Source organism: Streptomyces sp. NPDC050988 (assembly GCF_044456225.1).
Lineage (GTDB): Bacteria > Actinomycetota > Actinomycetes > Streptomycetales > Streptomycetaceae > Streptomyces.
Genome location: NZ_JBITFQ010000004.1, coordinates 510,674 through 527,770 on the forward strand (window position 1 = coordinate 510,674; position 17,097 = coordinate 527,770).

The 17,097-nt window shown below is 70.2% G+C and carries 20 protein-coding genes; 10 read left to right on the forward strand and 10 right to left on the reverse strand.

The window, feature by feature from the left end; genetic code table 11:
- Positions 1-92 precede the first annotated feature (92 nt).
- Positions 93-353: a UBP-type zinc finger domain-containing protein gene (locus tag ACIBEI_RS13565; RefSeq protein ID WP_200395925.1), complete on the reverse strand. Its 261-nt coding sequence runs from the start codon at positions 351-353 to the stop codon at positions 93-95.
- 61 nt (positions 354-414) lie between these two features.
- Between ACIBEI_RS13565 and ACIBEI_RS13570 the strand changes: the two genes are divergently transcribed.
- Positions 415-2,010 (forward strand): Na+/H+ antiporter, encoded by a 1,596-nt coding sequence (locus tag ACIBEI_RS13570; protein ID WP_398888201.1) that lies wholly within the window; start codon positions 415-417, stop codon positions 2,008-2,010.
- 37 nt (positions 2,011-2,047) lie between these two features.
- On the opposite strand, the gene ACIBEI_RS13575 is transcribed toward ACIBEI_RS13570, so the two are convergent.
- The 3 genes from ACIBEI_RS13575 to ACIBEI_RS13585 form a co-directional block, all read right to left on the reverse strand.
- Positions 2,048-3,007, reverse strand: a complete 960-nt coding sequence (locus tag ACIBEI_RS13575; RefSeq protein ID WP_398888203.1) for a 1-aminocyclopropane-1-carboxylate deaminase/D-cysteine desulfhydrase — start codon at positions 3,005-3,007, stop codon at positions 2,048-2,050.
- A 49-nt stretch (positions 3,008-3,056) separates the two neighbouring features.
- The gene (locus tag ACIBEI_RS13580) at positions 3,057-3,647 is read right to left on the reverse strand and encodes an N-acetylmuramoyl-L-alanine amidase (protein WP_398888205.1); all 591 of its coding nucleotides are present in this window, start codon (positions 3,645-3,647) and stop codon (positions 3,057-3,059) included.
- Positions 3,648-3,794: 147 nt separating this feature from the next.
- Positions 3,795-4,028, reverse strand: a complete 234-nt coding sequence (locus ACIBEI_RS13585) for a hypothetical protein (protein ID WP_189837561.1) — start codon at positions 4,026-4,028, stop codon at positions 3,795-3,797.
- A 286-nt stretch (positions 4,029-4,314) separates the two neighbouring features.
- Here ACIBEI_RS13585 and ACIBEI_RS13590 point away from each other — a divergent pair, with 286 nt between their 5' ends.
- The 3 genes from ACIBEI_RS13590 (at position 4,315) to ACIBEI_RS13600 (ending at position 8,537) form a co-directional block, all read left to right on the forward strand.
- A complete protein-coding gene (locus ACIBEI_RS13590) occupies positions 4,315-5,721 on the forward strand; it encodes a family 2B encapsulin nanocompartment shell protein (protein WP_398888208.1) in 1,407 nt (468 codons plus the stop codon).
- A 142-nt stretch (positions 5,722-5,863) separates the two neighbouring features.
- The gene (locus ACIBEI_RS13595; RefSeq protein WP_398888209.1) at positions 5,864-6,994 is read left to right on the forward strand and encodes a family 2 encapsulin nanocompartment cargo protein polyprenyl transferase; all 1,131 of its coding nucleotides are present in this window, start codon (positions 5,864-5,866) and stop codon (positions 6,992-6,994) included.
- A 904-nt stretch (positions 6,995-7,898) separates the two neighbouring features.
- On the forward strand, positions 7,899-8,537 hold the full coding sequence (locus tag ACIBEI_RS13600; RefSeq protein ID WP_398888211.1) for a GNAT family N-acetyltransferase: 639 nt from the start codon (positions 7,899-7,901) through the stop codon (positions 8,535-8,537).
- A gap of 76 nt (positions 8,538-8,613) precedes the next feature.
- Here the strand turns inward: ACIBEI_RS13600 and ACIBEI_RS13605 are convergent, their stop codons facing one another.
- Entirely contained in the window at positions 8,614-9,210 is a 597-nt protein-coding gene (locus tag ACIBEI_RS13605) for a TetR/AcrR family transcriptional regulator (protein WP_398888213.1), read from the reverse strand.
- Positions 9,211-9,329: 119 nt separating this feature from the next.
- On the opposite strand from ACIBEI_RS13605, the gene ACIBEI_RS13610 reads away from it, so the two are divergent.
- The 4 genes from ACIBEI_RS13610 to ACIBEI_RS13625 all read left to right on the forward strand — a co-directional run bounded on the left by ACIBEI_RS13610 (position 9,330) and on the right by ACIBEI_RS13625 (position 12,022).
- Positions 9,330-9,914 (forward strand): dihydrofolate reductase family protein, encoded by a 585-nt coding sequence (locus ACIBEI_RS13610; protein WP_398888215.1) that lies wholly within the window; start codon positions 9,330-9,332, stop codon positions 9,912-9,914.
- A gap of 60 nt (positions 9,915-9,974) precedes the next feature.
- Positions 9,975-10,235: a hypothetical protein gene (locus ACIBEI_RS13615; protein WP_398888217.1), complete on the forward strand. Its 261-nt coding sequence runs from the start codon at positions 9,975-9,977 to the stop codon at positions 10,233-10,235.
- A gap of 126 nt (positions 10,236-10,361) precedes the next feature.
- Positions 10,362-10,775 (forward strand): YciI family protein, encoded by a 414-nt coding sequence (locus ACIBEI_RS13620; RefSeq protein WP_398888219.1) that lies wholly within the window; start codon positions 10,362-10,364, stop codon positions 10,773-10,775.
- Positions 10,772-12,022: an RNA polymerase sigma factor gene (locus ACIBEI_RS13625; RefSeq protein WP_398888221.1), complete on the forward strand. Its 1,251-nt coding sequence runs from the start codon at positions 10,772-10,774 to the stop codon at positions 12,020-12,022. The genes ACIBEI_RS13620 and ACIBEI_RS13625 overlap by 4 nt, the downstream gene beginning before the upstream one ends.
- Before the next feature lie 16 nt (positions 12,023-12,038).
- Here ACIBEI_RS13625 and ACIBEI_RS13630 read toward each other — a convergent pair whose 3' ends face one another.
- Both ACIBEI_RS13630 and sodN read right to left on the reverse strand, forming a co-directional pair.
- A complete protein-coding gene (locus ACIBEI_RS13630; RefSeq protein ID WP_266755074.1) occupies positions 12,039-12,452 on the reverse strand; it encodes a helix-turn-helix transcriptional regulator in 414 nt (137 codons plus the stop codon).
- Between the two features lie 153 nt (positions 12,453-12,605).
- Complete coding sequence (gene sodN / locus ACIBEI_RS13635) at positions 12,606-13,001, reverse strand: superoxide dismutase, Ni (RefSeq protein ID WP_007491258.1); 396 nt, start codon at positions 12,999-13,001, stop codon at positions 12,606-12,608.
- Positions 13,002-13,146: 145 nt separating this feature from the next.
- On the opposite strand from sodN, the gene sodX reads away from it, so the two are divergent.
- The gene (sodX, locus tag ACIBEI_RS13640; protein WP_398888342.1) at positions 13,147-13,581 is read left to right on the forward strand and encodes a nickel-type superoxide dismutase maturation protease; all 435 of its coding nucleotides are present in this window, start codon (positions 13,147-13,149) and stop codon (positions 13,579-13,581) included.
- Here the strand turns inward: sodX and ACIBEI_RS13645 are convergent.
- Positions 13,485-14,114, reverse strand: a complete 630-nt coding sequence (locus ACIBEI_RS13645; protein ID WP_398888224.1) for a CGNR zinc finger domain-containing protein — start codon at positions 14,112-14,114, stop codon at positions 13,485-13,487. The genes sodX and ACIBEI_RS13645 overlap by 97 nt on opposite strands.
- Before the next feature lie 98 nt (positions 14,115-14,212).
- On the opposite strand from ACIBEI_RS13645, the gene ACIBEI_RS13650 reads away from it, so the two are divergent.
- On the forward strand, positions 14,213-14,971 hold the full coding sequence (locus ACIBEI_RS13650; protein ID WP_398888226.1) for a class I SAM-dependent methyltransferase: 759 nt from the start codon (positions 14,213-14,215) through the stop codon (positions 14,969-14,971).
- Between the two features lie 370 nt (positions 14,972-15,341).
- Here the strand turns inward: ACIBEI_RS13650 and ACIBEI_RS13655 are convergent, their stop codons facing one another.
- Together ACIBEI_RS13655 and ACIBEI_RS13660 are read right to left on the reverse strand one after the other, a co-directional pair.
- The gene (locus tag ACIBEI_RS13655) at positions 15,342-16,145 is read right to left on the reverse strand and encodes an amino acid ABC transporter ATP-binding protein (protein WP_398888228.1); all 804 of its coding nucleotides are present in this window, start codon (positions 16,143-16,145) and stop codon (positions 15,342-15,344) included.
- Complete coding sequence (locus ACIBEI_RS13660; RefSeq protein ID WP_398888230.1) at positions 16,142-17,086, reverse strand: amino acid ABC transporter permease; 945 nt, start codon at positions 17,084-17,086, stop codon at positions 16,142-16,144. Before ACIBEI_RS13660 ends, ACIBEI_RS13655 begins: the two co-directional genes overlap by 4 nt.
- Positions 17,087-17,097: the final 11 nt, after the last annotated feature.

The window sequence follows — 17,097 nt, forward strand, 5'->3', positions numbered from 1 at the left end:
CAGTGGCTAGGGGTCTGCGGGCCCAATTGGGAAGAGCGCGCGCCGGGTTGACGTACCCAACGGTCAGAGGGTCGAACCGTCCGGATCCCTCGTCACACGAGTACGTGGTCGACGAAGCACCAGCGCCAGTTCTCTCCGGGCTCGAACGTGCGCATGATCGGGTGTCCCGTCTTCTTGAAATGCTCCGTCGCGTGCCGCAGCGGCGACGAGTCGCAGCAACCCACGTCTCCGCAGATGAGACACAGTCGCAACTGCACGGGGTGCGAGCCCGCCGCCAGACACTCCAGGCAGGTCTCGCTCAGTGGCTCGGGTTCTGGATGCGGCAGCGCGTCGGCGTGCGTGCACTGTTTCATGATTGCCAGATTACGTCGGGCGTGCGGGAATCCGCGCGGAAACGAAGGTGGGCCGAAGCCGATGCATGTGATGCCCCTCCTCCTGCTGGTCGCGGGCAGCGCCGTCGTCGCCGGCGCGGCCCGCCGTACCCCGGTGCCCGCGCCGCTGCTGCTGGTCGCCGCGGGTCTGATCGTCTCGTACCTGCCCGGGGTCCCCGAGTACACCCTCGACCCCGACGTGGTGCTCCCGCTCGTGCTGCCCCCGCTGCTCTACACGGCGGCCACGGACAGCTCGTACCTCGATCTGCGGGCACAACTCAGGCCGGTCGCACTGTTGTCGGTCGGGTACGTGCTCTTCGCGACGCTCGTCGTCGGCTGGGCCGCCTACATGATCGTGCCGGACCTGTCGCTGACCGCGGCACTGGTGCTCGGCGCGGTCGTGGCGCCGCCGGACGCGGTGGCGGCAACGGCGGTGGCGCGCCGGGTCGGACTGCCCTCCAGGGTCACCACGATCCTCCAGGGCGAGTCCCTGGTGAACGACGCGACCGCGATCACCGCCTACAGAGTGGCGCTCGCCGCAGCCGTCGGCGAGGGCGCGACCTGGGCGGGCGGCATCGGCGAGTTCCTGCTCGCGGCGATCGGCGGCATCGGGATCGGAGTCGTCCTGATGGTGCCGCTCCACTGGCTGCGCACGCACCTGAAGGAGGCGCTGCTCCAGAACTCCCTGTCCCTGCTGATCCCGTTCTTCGCGTACGCGGTCGCCGAGCAGGTGCACGCCTCCGGAGTGCTCGCCGTGGTCGTCGTCGCGCTCTACCTCGGACACCGCAACTGGGAGGTCGACTTCGCGACCCGGCTCCAGGAGGAGGCGGTGTGGAAGATGGTCGCGTTCATCCTGGAGTCGGCGGTCTTCGCACTGATCGGCCTGCAGCTCCCGATCGTCCTCAAGGGCCTCGACGAGTACGAGGGAGTGAGCGCCGCCTGGTACGCGGTGGCCCTCTTCCTGGTCGTCGTCGTGTCCCGCTTCGTGTGGGTGTATCCCGCGACCTTCCTGCCGCGCATCCTGTCCAAACGGATCCGGGAACGGGAGGACGACCCCACCTGGAAGGGGCCCTTCATCATCAGCTGGGCCGGGATGAGAGGCGTGGTCTCGCTCGCCATCGCCTTCTCGATCCCGCTCACCGCGGAGGGCGGTGAGGAGTTCCAGGGCCGCAATCTGATCCTCTTCCTGACCTTCACGACGGTGATCGGCACGCTGGTCGTGCAGGGGCTGACGCTGCCGCCGCTGGTCCGGCTGCTGAAGCTGCCCGAGCGGGACCGGCAGGCCGAGACGCTCGCTGAGGCGAACGCCCAGGCGCAGGCGTCCCGGACCGCGGAGCGGCGCCTGGACGAACTCCTCGACGACGAGCGCAATACCCTGCCGCCGCCGCTCGCCGACCGGCTCCGCTCGGTCCTGGAGCGCCGCCGCAACGCCGTGTGGGAGCGGCTCGGGACGGTGAACCCCGTGACAGGCGAGACCGCCGACGACACGTACCGGCGGCTGTCGCGCGAGATGATCGGCGCCGAGCGGGAGATGTTCGTGAGACTCCGGGACGGCCGTTACATCGACGACGAGATGCTCCGGACGCTGCTGCGACGCCTGGACCTGGAGGAGGCGGCGGCGTTCCGCGAGTCGACGTAGGGCATGGGGCAGCCCCGGCGTAGAGCCTGGGGCAGGCCTAGAACCGGTCGGCGGGCCGGAGGTGGGGGCTGCCGGTGACGACCGCCGCGATCGTCGTCCCGCGCGCGAACGCGCCCTCCTCGGCGAGAGCGACAAGTCCGTACAGCAACTTGGCGACATAGAGACGCTCCACGGGCAGGCCGTGACGCTGCTCGAAGTCGGCGGCGAACGCGTCGAGTTCGGGTGGCGTACGGGCGTAACCGCCGAAGTGGAAGCGGTCGTCGAGCGACCAGTCGCCGCGCGGGCCGCCGAAGGCCTCGTCCTGGAGCGTACGTATCTCCGCGCCGAGGAAGCCGCCCTTGAGGACGGGTATGCCGAGGGCGCGCCGGCCCGGGCCGAGACCGGCGGCCAGGCCCGCGAAGGTGCCGCCCGTGCCGCAGGCGACCGCGGCCACGTCGACACCGCCGTGGTCGCGCAGCTCCTCGCCGAGGGCCCGGCAGCCCAGCACGGCAAGGGAGTTGCTGCCGCCCTCCGGGATCACGTACGCGTCCTCGGCGGCGCTCGCGCGAAGGAGGGCGGCCAGCGTCTTGGGCTCGCTCTTGCGGCGGTACGTCGATCTGTCGACGAAGTGGAACCGCATGCCGTCGGCCGCGCACTGGGCGAGGGACGGGTTGAGCGGGCGGTCGGCGAGTTCCTGGCCGCGGACCACGCCGACGGTGGACAGGCCCAGGAGGCGGCCCGCGGCGGCGGTGGCCCGCAGATGGTTCGAGTACGCGCCGCCGAAGGTGAGGACCGTGCGGCCCTCCGCCGCCCGTAGGTTCGGGGCCAGCTTGCGCCACTTGTTGCCGACCAGCTCCGGGTGGATCAGATCGTCCCGCTTGAGCAGCAGCCGGACACCGCGCCGCGCGAACCTCTCGTCCACGGCCTCCCGCACCGGGGACGGCAGCCGTGGCCGCAGGGCACCCGGGCCGAGCGCTTCGGGGGTCTCGGGGCTGATCACCACCCCATTGTCGGACACGCGTCCGAGCGGGGCAGGACCACGGCGGCACGGGCCCGCCACCAGAGCGCTACTTCAGTCGTTCGTGGATGCGATCCCGCATGGCCGCCATCGTGAAACCGCGTGGGTCGATCTTGCCCGGCTGCCATTCGAGGTGGCCGATGACCGAGCGCGCCGTCCAGCCGTGGTGGCGGCAGACCGCTGTCGCGGCGCGCTCGATGGCGTCGAGCTGGGCTTCGGGCCAGGGGTCCTCGCCGTCGCCGAGGTTCTCGCACTCGAAGCCGTAGAAGTGGCGGTTGCCGTCGGTGTTCGCCTCGTTGTCCGGCGGGAGGGCCTTCTCGGCGATGACCGCGCGCAGGACGTCGTCGTCGCCCAGGCCCGCGTGGTTGGAACGGCCGTAGCCGACGAGGTGGACTCTGCCGTCCTTGGTGATGACGCCGTGGCACAGCGGGCCGGGCAGGCCGCTGTAGCCGTCACGGCAGATCTCGACCGTGCGCAGGCTTCCCGACGTCACCGTGTGGTGGATCATCACGCCGTGGACCGGGCCCCACGGGCCCTTGTGATTGCGGTTGTGATGCTCCCAGTCGCCGACCTCGACGACGGTGAGCCCTTCGGCCTTGAGCAGGCTCAGAAAGCTGCCCGCGGACATGGGTGGGGCCATGACCGCCTCCTTACAGCGGTCGCGACGGCCACCCTTCGCGGCTGTCTCGTACCGCTGCTTGTACCGGATCTCCGTGGTCGGGACCACATTCTTCGCACGGCGTGCGAGCCGATCCGGTCAGTGGGTCAGCGGTACGCGCGGACCGCCTCAGGCGCGCAGAAAGCCGTCCCCGTGCGTCGCGATGTGGCTCTCCACGGCCTGGAGGGCCTGCTGCGTGGCCTGCGGGGAGCCGCTGCCGCGCCGCTCCGCGAGGTAGGCCGCGCCCAGGCTCTTCAGCAGATCGCCGCCCGCCCGCTGTGCCTGGACGTCGTCGAGCTTCTGCTTGCCCTGCGTGAGGCCGCGCTGTGCTTGTTCCTTGGCGCGGTCCAGGAAGCCTGCCATTGCCGTCTCCTCATAGTTCGTCCGTGTTGCCCAATGAACGGGCGGCCCGATCTTGAAGTTCCCGATCGGGAAGTGATCGGGAAGTGATCGGGAGTGCTTGGGAAGCGATCGGGAGGATCCACGTCGCCGGGCCGGCGGAGCGCCAGGATCCGTCGGCCCGGGCGGGGCCCTCCGTTATGCCCTGCTTTCGAAGATCCATTCCCCCTCTTTCGTGTAATAGCACCGGCACGGTCCGTGATGGAAGTGTTCTCGGCGCAGCTCATTGCACGATGGGGAGGGCAATTTCATGTCGGTAGGCGAAGAGATCCGCGCGGACCAGGATCAGCCGCAGAAGAGTCTCGGCACATCCGCGGCGCGGAACCTGGCCACGACCACCAAGTCCGCGCCACAGATGCAGGAGATCAGCTCACGATGGCTGCTGCGCATGCTGCCGTGGGTGAACGTGCAGGGCGGCACATACCGCGTGAACCGCAGGCTCAGCTATTCGGTGGGCGACGGCCGCGTGACGTTCGTGAAGACCGGTGACCGAGTCCAGGTCATCCCCGCGGAGCTCGGCGAACTGCCGGCACTGCGCACGTACGAGGACCCGGAGGTGCTCGCCGAGCTCGCACAGCGCTGCCAGCAGCGGGAGTTCGACCCCGGCGACGTGCTCGCCTCCTTCGGCAGCCAGGCCGACGAGGTGTTCCTGCTCGCACACGGCAAGGTCGAGAAGATCGGCACGGGTCCGTACGGGGACGACGCCGTCCTCGGCGTCCTCGCCGACGGCTCCTACTTCGGCGAGCAGGCGATCACCGACCCGGAGGCGATCTGGGAGTACACGGCCCGCGCGGTCACGGCCTGTACGGTCCTCGCGCTGCCCCGCCAGGACCTCGACCAGATCGCGGAGCGCTCCGAATCCCTGCGCGAGCATCTGCGACAGCTGCGCGCGATTCCCACGCAGCGTGCCAACAACTACGGCGAGAAGGAGATCGACCTCGCCGCCGGCCACACCGGCGAGCAGGCCATCCCGGGGACGTACGTCGACTACGACGCGGCGCCGCGCGAGTACGAACTCAGCGTCGCCCAGACCGTGCTGCGCATCCACACGCGCGTGGCCGACCTCTACAACCAGCCGATGAACCAGACCGAGCAGCAGTTGCGGCTCACGGTCGAGGCGCTGAAGGAGCGCCAGGAGCACGAGCTCATCAACAACCGGGAGTTCGGGCTGCTCAACAACTGCGAGTACGACCAGCGGCTGCAGCCGCACGACGGCGTACCCAGCCCGGACGACCTGGACGAACTGCTCACCAGGCGGCGCGGCACCAAACTGCTCCTCGCCCACCCGCGCGCGATCTCCGCGTTCGGCCGCGAGCTCAACAAGCGGGGGCTCGTCCCGGAGACCCTCGATGTGGGCGGCAACCGCATTCCCACCTGGCGGGGCGTGCCGATCTTCCCGTGCAACAAGATCCCGGTCACCGAGGCCCGCACGACCTCGATCATCGCCATGCGTACGGGCGAGGCCGACCAGGGAGTCATCGGGCTCCAGCAGGCCGGCATCCCGGACGAGATCGAGCCGAGCCTGTCCGTGCGGTTCATGGGCATCAGCGAGCAGGCGATCATGTCGTACCTGGTGACGACGTACTACTCGGCCGCGGTCCTGGTCCCCGACGCGCTCGGGGTCCTGGAGAACGTCGAGATCGGCCGCTGGAGGTGACGTCCCGTACGGCGCGCGCCGTGTCCTCGTCCGCCGGTGCGGGCGGACCGAGGGGGTACGCGCCCGTCGCCGACGGACCGAAGGAGCACGTGCCCGTCGCCGGCGGAACAGCCACCGTCCGCGCACTCCGCGAGGCGGATCCATGGGTGAGCTCATGACGGAGACGCAACAGAGCCCGCTGCCGGGCGTGGAAGGACCGGAAGCGCGGGGAGGGGCGGTGCCAGGTGGCGTGCCCGGCGGGCGGCGGGGTTCGCCCGACGGGCAGGAGGCCGCCGCGATCCTGGAGCGGTCCCGGGCGTCGGTCGACCCCGAACTGCGCCGCGTCATCGAGTCGTTGCCCGGCCCGTTGCGCCGGATCGCGCTCTACCACTTCGGGTGGGAGCACGCGGACGGCAGTCCGGCGGCGGGGAACTCGGGCAAGGCGATCCGGCCGGCGCTCGTGCTGACAGCGGTCCGGGCGCTCGGCGGCCGGCAGGAGACGGCCGTACGGGCGGCCGCCGCGGTGGAGCTGGTCCACAACTTCACCCTGCTGCACGACGACGTGATGGACCGGGACACCACCCGCAGGCACCGGCCCACCGCGTGGGCGGTGTTCGGCGACGCCGACGCGGTCCTCGCCGGGGACTCGCTGCAGGCGCTGGCCCACCAGCTGCTCGCCGAGGATCCGCATCCGGCGTCCTCGGCGGCGGCCGCGCGGCTCGCGAGCTGTGTCGTCGAACTGTGCGCGGGCCAGCACACGGACACCGCGATGGAGCGCCGCGGTCCCGACGACGTCACGCTCGACGAGGTGCTCGCCATGGCCGAGGCCAAGACGGGGGCGCTGCTCGGCTGCGCGTGCGCACTGGGGGCGCTGTACGCGGGGGCCGGAGAGGAGGACGTCGACGCCCTCGACGCGTTCGGGCGGGAGGCCGGGCTCGCCTTTCAGCTCATCGACGACGTGATCGGCATCTGGGGGGACCCGAGCCGCACCGGCAAGCCGGCCGGGGCGGACCTCATGGCCCGCAAGAAGTCCCTCCCCGTGGCCGCCGCGCTCGCCTCCGGCACACCGGCCGCGGCCGAACTGGCCGAGCTGTACCGGGTTCCGTACCGCGACGGCGATCTGGAGCGCACGGTCCTCGCCGTCGAGCGGGCGGGCGGGCGTGACTGGGCCCAGGTCCAGGCGGCCGACCGGATGGCCAGGGCCCTGCAGCACCTGTCCAGGGCCGTCCCGGATCCGGAGGCGGCGGGAGGGCTTCTGTCGCTGGCGGAGTTCGTGACGCGGCGGAGCATGTGAGTCCGGGTCGCGGACGGGAGCGGCGAGTGAGCCGGGTGAGCCGGATGAGCTGGGTGCGACGGGTGAGTCGGGTGCGACGGGTGAAGGGTGATCGAAGGGCGGCGCGTATGTAGAGATCAGGTGGCCGATGCCGTGCGGTGCCCGCGGGGACGCGGCAGCCGAAGCCGCACGGCATCGGAAGCGGGGGCAGAGGAGGGGCGGGGCGGAGGGAGCTGGGGACGGTGGAGGAGGGCTGAGGAAGGCTGACGGGATGTGCGGGCGGGGCGGTGGGAAGGCGCTGCCGGGGGCGATGGCTTGCTGGGCATGGTGGATGAGGCCGTGCGGCGGGTGGGCTGTCGGTGCCTGGGGGGTGGGGTCCTGACCCCGCACGACCGGACCCGACCCGGCTCGGCTCGGTGGAAGTGGTGCTGCCTGGTTCATGTGGCTGGGCCAGATCGGGTTCGGTGCGGCAGGGCGTGGCGTTGCCTGGTCGGTCTGGCCCGACCCGACCCGCTCGCACCGACCGATCCGACCCGCTCGGTTCGGGTCGGGGCGAAGCAGAGCCGAGCGGAGCGGAGCCGAACGCCGAGCCCGGCTGTTTGCGCCCCGCTTCAACCCCCTCTGTTTCCGGTCTGTTTGCGGTGCCAGGCCCCCTCCACACCGCCCGACTCCGCCCCGCCTCCACCCTCATTTCACTTCTGCCACTCCTCCCTGAGCGGTGCGGCGTTCGTCGGCCGTAATGGGTACGAGACTCCGGGGCCCTCTTCGCCGCGCGGTGCCTGACAACGCGGTGAGGCGGAGGGGTTCCGGTTCCGGCGGGCCCCGCGCATCCCCACGGTGTGCGGGGCCCGTCGCCTTCTGTCGAAGTGATCGCTAGGCTGCAACGGCCGAGTGGGCATGGGCAGTTGAGCCAAAGGGGCGGGCTATGGGCGTGGCGATCCGCAGAGCGGGCGAGGACGACCGGGAGGCCGTGATACGGCTCCTCGACGAGGCCTTCCAGAACGACCCGGTGAGCAGTTGGGTCTTTCCCGACGCGGAACACCGGCGGCTCAGGCATCCGTTGCTGATGGGCGCCTTCGTCGACGCCGTGCTCGCCGAAGGGTACGTGGACGTCATGGAGGACGGTTCGGCCTGTGCGCTGTGGCTTTCGGTGCCCGCGGAGGCCGCCGCCGGGCACGACGACGAGAACGGGCCCGCCCAACTGCGCGAGGCCGTCGACCCGGAGAACGAACGGGTCGAGCTGATAGGCCGGCTGACCGCCGGGATCCACCCGGAGGGGCGGGCCCACGAGTACCTCTGGATGATCGGCGTCGCACCGGGCCGGCAGGGCGAGGGGCTCGGCGCGGCGCTGATCCAGCATGTGCTGGAGCGGTGCGACGGTGACGGTGTGGCCGCGTATCTGGAGGCGAGCAGTGCGCGCAGCCGGGGGCTCTATGAGCGGCTCGGGTTCGAGTTCACGGGGAGCGCGCTGGAGCTTCCGGCCGGGCCGTTGATGTGGCCCATGTGGCGTGAGCCGCTCGCCGAACCGTTCCGCGCACCGTTCCGCGGGGAGGCCGGTTCGTAGTCTGCGGGTCGGTGGGGGCTGGGCGCGCAGTCTCCCGCGCCCCTGACGGGGCGCCCCCGGCGAGGGCCCCAGCCGCTCAGTCAGCCGGTTCCGGCACGATCGTCGCGACGATCCGTTCCACCAGTCCGTCCGGGACGGTCACCCCGGGCAGTACCCCCTCCAGGACGCCCGGCAGGGTCAGGTGTTCCAGGATCAGGCCGAGCATGGCGAGGTACAGGACGGTGACCGTCTCGTCGCCGCCGGGGAGGCCCGCCCCGCGGTGGAACTCCATGCCGTATTCGAGGTCGGCGCGGATCGTCTTCGTGTAGGAGGCGCGGAGTTCGGGGCGGCGGGTTGCCTCCAGGCGCATCTCCAGCAGGGCCAGATATCCCGTGCGGTCGCGCTGGGCGCGGCCCATGAGGTCGTGCATGAACGCCGTGACCAGGGTGCGGTCCTTGGGGGCCTTCATGAGTTCGGCCAGGACCTCGGGGTCCGGGGCGAGGCGTTCGTGGAGGTGGGCGTCGATCTGGCGGAGCAGGTCGTCGCGGCCGCCGAAGTAGTTCGAGGCCGTGCCCACCGGCACCCCGGCCTCACCGTCCACCGCGCGGAACGTCAGCCCGCGTGCCCCCTCGCGCGCCAGCACCTCCACACCGGCGTCGACCAGGGCGGCCCGGCGCTCCGGATTGCTCGCCATGCGGAATCTCCTCTCCTACTTGAGTCCCGTTCGGGAGATCCTCGGAAATCCTCTTGCAACCACTACAGGTGAAGCACTATGAATGGAGTGGTTCAAGCATCCTACGGAAAGAGACCGGCTTGCGAAAGCTCACGTATTTCATCGCCTGCTCGATCGACGGCTTCATCGGCGACCCGAGCGGCGACGGACGGATGATGATGGAGATGGTCGACGAAGAGTTCTTCGACTTCCTCAGGACCGAATACCCGGAGACGTTGCCGACCCACGGCCGCCAGGCGACGGGCACGGACCACCTGGCGAACCAGAAGTTCGACACGATCATCCAGGGCCGTGCCAGCTACGACATCGCGCTGGAGATCGGCGTGACCAGCCCGTACGCCCACATGCGCGAGTACGTCGCCTCGCGCAGCCTGAAGGAGTCCCCCGACCCGCACGTCGAGATCATCTCCGACGACCTGGTCGGCAAGGTCCGCGAACTCAAGGCGGAGGACGGCGAACTCGGTATCTACCTGTGCGGCGGTTCGCGGCTCGCGGGCGAGCTGGTCGACGAGATCGACGAGATCATCGTCAAGACGTACCCGATCGTGTTCGGCTCCGGCATGCCGATGTTCGGCTCCGGGTTCGCCATCGGCGAGTTCACGCTCGGCGAGGTGCGTACGTTCAAGAACGGGGCGATCGTGCGGACGTACAGCAGGAAGCGCTGATTCCGGGGTGGCGCCGTCGTCCGCCTGTCGGCGCGCCGCCTCCCGCAATACCCTGAGGACATGACCAGCGATGAGTATGTCTGTCCGGTCTGCAAGCAGGCCGTGGACACGGTCGTGCGTCGGCACAAGACCCTCGGGGTCTTCGTGCCCCTGTGGGGCGCGGGCCCCTGCCGGAACCCCCAGTGCGCGGAGTACGAGGAGGGGGAGGCCGAGAAGGCCGAGGCGGAGTCGGAGCGCGTCCTGGCGAGTGAGCCCGAGGTGCCCGAGGCGGCTGCAGCGCAGGCGCCTGCGGACCAGGCGTCCGTGGAGCGGGATTCCTGAGTGCGGCGGCCCGCGAGAGAACGCGGGAAAGTTTTTTCCGCGCCTTTGTAGAGAACCGCGGCCCGGCTCCGACGTCCCCTGTGAGAGCCGCCCGGAGCGGGTGGCCCGAACCGAAGGAGCGGACTCATGAAGTACCTGTTGATGATCCAGGGCACGCAGGCGGACTACGAGGCGCAGAGCGGCAAGGGCTCCGGCGACGCGCCCGTCTGGACCGAGCAGGACATCCAGACCATGTACGCGCACATGGGCGCGATCAACAACGATCTCGCCGAGACCGGGGAGATCGTCGACGCCAACGGTCTGTCCGAGCCCGCGAAGGCCCGGTTCGTCGAGCGGGGCCCGGACGGGAAGCCCGTGATCACCGACGGGCCGTACAGCGAGACCAAGGAGGTGCTTGCCGGGTACTGGGTCCTGGACTGCGCCAGCCTGGAGCGGGTCACGGAGATCGCCGCGCGGGTCCTCGAATGCCCCGTCCCCGAGGGCACGAAGCAGTACCCGCTCGTCATCCGCCCGATCCCCGACGGCGGCGGGGACGTGTGAGCCGTCCCCCAAGACGCCCCTCGGGACGTACGGCCGAGGTCGAGGACCTGCTGCGCCGCCACGCGCCGCAGGTCCTCGGCGCGCTCGTGCGCCGGTACGGGCATTTCGACGCCGCCGAGGACGCCGTACAGGAGGCGCTCCTCGCGGCGGCCGGGCAGTGGCCGGAGGCCGGGGTGCCCGACAATCCGCGCGGCTGGCTGATCAAGGTCGCCTCGCGGCGGCTCACGGACGTGCTGCGCAGCGAGGAGGCGCGCCGGCTGCGCGAGGAGCGGGCGGCGGCGCTCACACCGCGCGACGCGTTCACGGCGCCGCCGCCCGGCACCGACCGTGCGCCGTCCGAGGACGACACCCTCACCCTGCTCTTCCTCTGCTGCCACCCCGAACTGACCCGGCCCGCGCGGATCGCGCTCACGCTGCGGGCGGTCGGCGGTCTGACGACGGCCGAGATCGCCCGTGCGCATCTGATGCCCGAGGCGAGCATGGCGCAGCGGATCAGCCGGGCCAAGCAGAAGGTGAAGGGTACGAGCTTCGGCCGCCCCGAGAACTGGGAGGAGCGGCTGCCTGCGGTTCTGCACGTCCTGTACCTGATCTTCAACGAGGGGTACACGGCCACGTCCGGCGCCGCTCTCCAGCGGGCCGAACTCGCGGGCGAGGCCATCCGCTTGACCCGTACGGTGCACGCGTTGCTGCCCGGCCACTGCGAGGTGACGGGCCTGCTGGCGCTCATGCTCCTCACCGACGCCCGGCGTGCCGCGCGCACCGGGCCGCACGGCGAACTGGTGCGGCTCGACGAGCAGGACCGCGCGCTCTGGGACAAGGCCGCGATCGACGAGGGTGTGGCTCTCGTGACGCAGGCGCTGGCCCAGCCGCGGCTGGGCCCCTACCAGTTGAGGGCCGCGATCGCCGCCGTCCACGACGAGGCGGCCTCGCCCGACGACACCGACTGGCGGGAGATCCTCGGCCTCTACGACATCCTCGTCGGCATGGTCCCCGGTCCCATGGAACGCCTCAACCGCACGGTGGCCGTCGCGATGGTCCACGGCCCCGAGGCCGGTCTCACCGAACTCGACTCCCTGGAGGGCGAGCTGTCGACGGGCCACCGCCTCGACGCGGTCCGCGCCCACCTCCTGGAACGGGCCGGCGACACCGAGGCCGCCCGCACCGCGTACGAGTCGGCCGCCGCCAAGACCCTCAGCCGCCCGGAACAGCGCTACCTACGGGCGCGCGCGTCCCGCCTGGCGACCTGAAGCCGGTCGCCGCCACTCAGGACGGGGGCTCGGACGCCCGTACGCGCGTGGGCCGGGTGTACATCTTCGCCACGCAGGCGGGGATAGCCGCCCCCTCGTCGTGCGGCCGGGCCCGGTACGCGCTCGGCGACTCGCCCACCAGCTCGGTGAAACGGGAGCTGAACGACCCCAGTGACGTACACCCGACGGCTATGCAGACCTCCGTCACCGTCAGATCCCCGCGCCGCAGCAGCGCCTTCGCGCGCTCGATGCGGCGCGTCATGAGATAGCTGTACGGGGTCTCGCCGAAGGCCGCCCGGAAGCTGCGCTGGAAGTGGCCCGCCGACATCAGCGCCGTACGCGCGAGCGCGGGCACGTCCAGCGGCTCGGCATACTCGCGGTCCATCCGGTCGCGCGCCTTGCGCAGCCGGACCAGATCTTCCGGATTCATGCCCTTCAGCATGCCACGGCCCACCGACAGCGGGCCCACCGACAGCGGGCCCACCGACAGCGGGCACCGGGGGCCCACCGACAGGGAAACGAGGGAGGGGCCCGGCCGAGGTATCGGCCGGGCCCCTCCACCGCGAGAACGGCAGGCGTTGGGTCACGCCTTCTTGGTCTCCCAGAAGATCTTGTCGATCTGGGCGATGTAGTCCAGCGCCTTCTGGCCCGTGGCCGGGTCGGTCGAACCCTTGGCGGCCGAGAGGGCCTTGAGGGCGTCGTTGACCAGCTGGTGCAGCTCCGGGTACTTCTCGAAGTGCGGGGGCTTGAAGTAGTCGCTCCAGAGCACCGAGACGTGGTGCTTGGCGAGCTCGGCGCGCTGCTCCTTGATGACGGTGGCGCGGGCCTGGAAGTGCGGGTCGTCGTTGGCGGCCATCTTTTCCTGCACGGCCTTCACCGACTCCGCCTCGATGCGGGCCTGGGCCGGGTCGTACACACCGCAGGGCAGGTCGCAGTGTGCGCTGACCTTGACCTTGGGGGCAAACAGGCGGGAGAGCATTGAGCTGTCCTTCCTCGTGATCGTCTTCTCAGGTGGGACATTACTCCGTGAGGGACGGGTTTTCGCGAGTGCCCCCATGGGCTTAGGACAAAAGTCCAGGGTGAGACTGGGACTCGTGGAGGATAGGACCGGGGAGGTGCCGGTGATGCCGGAGCTGTCGCAGGAGACCGAGCGTGGAAGGGCCGCCCTGCCCTTCGGTACGGCCGAGGTGACGGGGCCGTCCATGGTGCCCACGCTGCAGCACGGGGACTTCCTCGTCGTGCAGTACGGGGCCCGGGTCAGGCCCGGTGACGTGGTCGTACTGCGTCATCCGTTCCAGCAGGACCTGCTGGTCGTCAAGCGCGCGGCCGAGCGGCGCGAGGGCGGCTGGTGGGTGCTCGGCGACAACACGTACGCGGGCGGGGACAGTACCGACTACGGGACCGTGCCCGAGGAACTCGTCCTCGGGAAGGTGCGGTTCCGGTACCGGCCGCTCAAAAAGGATCAGCGCTCGCCGTTCGCGGTCGCGCGCTGGCTGCTGTCGGCCGCGAGGCCGGTGCTCTCCGACCGGTCCGCCTCCAGGCGTTTGCGGGCCCGGTAGGCGGCGACGTTCGCCCGGGTCGCGCAGCGGTCCGAGCAGTAGCGCCGGGAGCGGTTCGTCGAGGTGTCGAGGTAGGCGTTGCGGCACGGCGCTGCCTCGCACAGGCCCAGGCGGTCCACGCCGTACTCGGTGAGGTGGAAGGCCAGGCCCATCGCGGCGGTCGCGGCGTACCCCGCGGTCGCGTTCGACGGGTGGTCCGCCAGGTGCATGTGCCACAGCGGGCGGCCGTCGTCGTCCCGGAAGTCGTGGCCGGAGATCTGCGGGCTCACCGGGAACTCCAGGAGCAGTGAGTTCAACAGGTCCACGGCGAGGGTTTCGTCGCCGCCGTCTGCCGCCTCGAAGACCGCGCGCAGCCGGGCCCGTACGCCGCGGAAGCGGGTCACGTCCGCGTCCGTGGCGCGGCGGGCCGCCGACGAGTTGCCGCCGAAGAGATCGCGGACGGCCTCGACCGAGGTGAGCGTGTCCTTGCCCCGCGCCGGTTCCTCGCTGTTGACGAGGCGTACGGCCAAATCCGAGTAATAGGCCAGTTCCACTTGTAGTCCTTACGAGGGCGCTCTATCGTCGTGATGCGGACAGGTAATGGCTAATTGCGCTTCCAGGGTATTACATGCTGGAGGGGAGAGGGGTATCCATGACGACCGACATCGGAGCCGACTGGGCGGCCTGGCAGGAGAGCTGGGACCGGCAGCAGGAGTGGTACATGCCGGACCGTGAGGAGCGCTTCCGGGTCATGCTCGACATGGTCGAGGCCCTCGTGGGTCCCGAGCCGCGCGTCCTGGACCTCGCGTGCGGTACGGGAAGTATCACGGCCCGCCTCTTCGAAAGGTTCCCGCAGGCCGTCAGCACCGGCGTCGATCTCGACCCCGCGCTCCTTGCCATCGCCGAGGGCACCTTCCGGGGCGACGACCGGGTCACCTTCGTCACGGCCGACCTCAAGGACCCCGACTGGCCGGCGAAACTGCCGTACGACTCGTACGACGCCGTTCTCACTGCCACGGCCCTCCACTGGCTGCACAGGGAACCCCTCGCGGTCCTCTACGGTCAGGTCGCGGAACTCGTCCGCGATGGTGGGGTGTTCATGAACGCGGACCACATGATCGACGAGACGACTCCGCGGATCAACGCGGCGGACCGGGCGCAGCGGCACGCCCGTATGGACGCGGCCAAGGCCGCCGGTGTCGTCGACTGGGCCGAGTGGTGGCAGCTCGCCGCCCAGGACCCCGTCCTCGCCGAGCCCACGGCCCGCCGTTTCGAGATCTACGGGGAGCACGCGGAGGGCGACACCCCGTCCGCGGAGTGGCACGCGCGCGTGCTCCGCGAAAAGGGCTTCGCGGAGGCCCGCGAGGTCTGGCGCTCCCCGTCGGACGCGCTGGTACTGGCCCTCAAGTAGCGGGTTTTTCTCGCCCCCGCCGCCCTTACCCGTCCCATCCCTGGGGGCTGCCGCCCCCAGACCCCCGCTATCGGCCTGAACGGCCTCGTCCTCAAGCGCCGGACGGGCTGGGGGTGGGCGGGGGTTGATGGGGGTGGGTGGGTTGACCCTGGGTGGGTGGGGAGATCGACCTGAACCGTCTTGTCCTCAAGCGTCGGCGGGCTGAAGTGCGCGGACCGGGCTGAGACGCGCGCCCCTTCAGGGGCGCGGGGAACTGCGCGCTCAGCCCCGCCGATCCGCAGACGAGACACCTCCCGGCGTCGGCCGAACACGAAGGGGCGGTACGGAGAATCCGTACCGCCCCTTCGAGCACCTGCCGAACCGCCGGAGGCTAAAGCACCTTCGACAGGAACGACTGCGTCCGCTCATGCTGCGGATTCGTCAGCACGTCCCGCGGGTTGCCGGACTCGACGACCACGCCCTCGTCCATGAAGACCAGCGAGTCGCCGACCTCCCGGGCGAAGCCCATCTCGTGGGTGACGACGATCATCGTCATACCGGACTCGGCGAGGTCGCGCATCACGTCGAGGACGTCGCCGACGAGCTCCGGGTCGAGGGCCGAGGTCGGCTCGTCGAACAGCATCAGCTTCGGGTCCATGGCGAGGGCCCGGGCGATGGCGACCCGCTGCTGCTGGCCACCGGAGAGCTGCGAGGGGTAGTTGCCCGCCTTGTCGGCGAGACCGACCCGCTCCAGGAGCTGCGCCGCGCGCTCCCGCGCCTTTGCCTTGCTGACGCCCTTGACCTGGATCGGCGCCTCCATGACGTTCTCCAGCGCCGTCATGTGCGGGAACAGGTTGAAGCGCTGGAACACCATGCCGATGTCCCGCCGCTTCAGCGCGACCTCGCTGTCCTTGAGCTCGTACAGCTTGTCGCCCCGCTGGCGGTAGCCGACCAGCTCCCCGTCCACGTACAGGCGCCCGGCGTTGACCTTCTCCAGGTGGTTGATGCACCGCAGGAACGTCGACTTACCGGAGCCGGAGGGGCCGATGAGGCAGAAGACCTCACTGGGCTTCACTTCGAGGTCGATGCCCTTGAGGACCTCGACCGGGCCGAACGACTTGTGGACGCCTTCGGCCTTCACCATGGGCGTACCGGAGCCCGCCGCGGTCGCGTTCTTGGTCATGTCGGTGCTCATGCGTTGGCCCCTCCCCCCGAGCGGTTGGACAGTGACAGCATGTTCGCCTTGATCTTCTGGAACGGTGTGGCCGGCAGCGAACGGCTCGAACCGCGGGCGTAGTACCGCTCGATGTAGTACTGCCCGACGCTGAGCACCGAGGTCAGGACCAGGTACCAGGCGGCGGCCAGGAAGTACATCTCCACCGGTGCGCCCGAGGACTGGCCGATGTCCTGGGCGTACCGGAACAGTTCGGCGAACTGGACCACCGACACCAGCGAGGTCGTCTTCAGCATGTTGATGACCTCGTTGCCCGTGGGGGGCACGATCACGCGCATCGCCTGCGGGATCACGATCCGCCGCAGGGTCTTGCTGTGGCTCATCCCCAGGGCGTGCGAGGCCTCGGTCTGGCCCTCGTCGACCGACAGGAGACCCGCGCGGCAGATCTCCGCCATGTACGCGGCCTCGTTCAGACCGAGTCCCAGGAGCGCCGTCAGCAGCGGCGTCATGAAGCTCGACCAGTAGTCCTTGTAGATCGGACCGAGGTTGATGTACTCGAAGACCAGGCCCAGGTTGAACCAGACGACGAGCTGCACCAGGACCGGGGTGCCGCGGAAGAACCAGATGTAGAACCACGCGATCGACGAGGTCACCGGGTTCCTCGACAGGCGCATCACCGCGAGGAGGATGCCGCCGACGATGCCGATCACCATCGAGAGGACGGTGAGGAGCATCGTCTGGCCGACGCCCTTGAGGATCCGGTCGTCGAAGAAGTAGTCCGGTACGGCGCCCCAGTTGATCTTGCCCTGGGCGAACGCGTAGATGATCGAGACGAAGATCGCGATCGCGACGACGGCCGAGACGTACCGCCCGTAGTGACGGACCGGAATGGCCTTGATGGCCTCCGGTCCGCCCGGGGGAGTGTCCGCGGGGCCGGCCGACTTGTCGATGTCAACAGTCACGGATGTTGCCT

Coding starts and splice junctions, on each gene's coding strand:
- ACIBEI_RS13650 (WP_398888226.1), top strand. CDS start 14,213: ATGACGACCGACATCGGAGCCGACTGGGCGGCCTGGCAGGAGAGCTGG.
- sodX (WP_398888342.1), top strand. CDS start 13,147: ATGCCGGAGCTGTCGCAGGAGACCGAGCGTGGAAGGGCCGCCCTGCCC.
- ACIBEI_RS13590 (WP_398888208.1), top strand. CDS start 4,315: ATGTCGGTAGGCGAAGAGATCCGCGCGGACCAGGATCAGCCGCAGAAG.
- ACIBEI_RS13565 (WP_200395925.1), bottom strand. CDS start 353: ATGAAACAGTGCACGCACGCCGACGCGCTGCCGCATCCAGAACCCGAG.
- ACIBEI_RS13585 (WP_189837561.1), bottom strand. CDS start 4,028: ATGGCAGGCTTCCTGGACCGCGCCAAGGAACAAGCACAGCGCGGCCTC.
- ACIBEI_RS13655 (WP_398888228.1), bottom strand. CDS start 16,145: ATGAGCACCGACATGACCAAGAACGCGACCGCGGCGGGCTCCGGTACG.
- ACIBEI_RS13570 (WP_398888201.1), top strand. CDS start 415: ATGCATGTGATGCCCCTCCTCCTGCTGGTCGCGGGCAGCGCCGTCGTC.
- ACIBEI_RS13615 (WP_398888217.1), top strand. CDS start 9,975: ATGACCAGCGATGAGTATGTCTGTCCGGTCTGCAAGCAGGCCGTGGAC.
- ACIBEI_RS13630 (WP_266755074.1), bottom strand. CDS start 12,452: ATGAATCCGGAAGATCTGGTCCGGCTGCGCAAGGCGCGCGACCGGATG.
- ACIBEI_RS13605 (WP_398888213.1), bottom strand. CDS start 9,210: ATGGCGAGCAATCCGGAGCGCCGGGCCGCCCTGGTCGACGCCGGTGTG.
- ACIBEI_RS13595 (WP_398888209.1), top strand. CDS start 5,864: ATGGGTGAGCTCATGACGGAGACGCAACAGAGCCCGCTGCCGGGCGTG.
- sodN (WP_007491258.1), bottom strand. CDS start 13,001: ATGCTCTCCCGCCTGTTTGCCCCCAAGGTCAAGGTCAGCGCACACTGC.
- ACIBEI_RS13580 (WP_398888205.1), bottom strand. CDS start 3,647: ATGGCCCCACCCATGTCCGCGGGCAGCTTTCTGAGCCTGCTCAAGGCC.
- ACIBEI_RS13600 (WP_398888211.1), top strand. CDS start 7,899: ATGGGCGTGGCGATCCGCAGAGCGGGCGAGGACGACCGGGAGGCCGTG.
- ACIBEI_RS13620 (WP_398888219.1), top strand. CDS start 10,362: ATGAAGTACCTGTTGATGATCCAGGGCACGCAGGCGGACTACGAGGCG.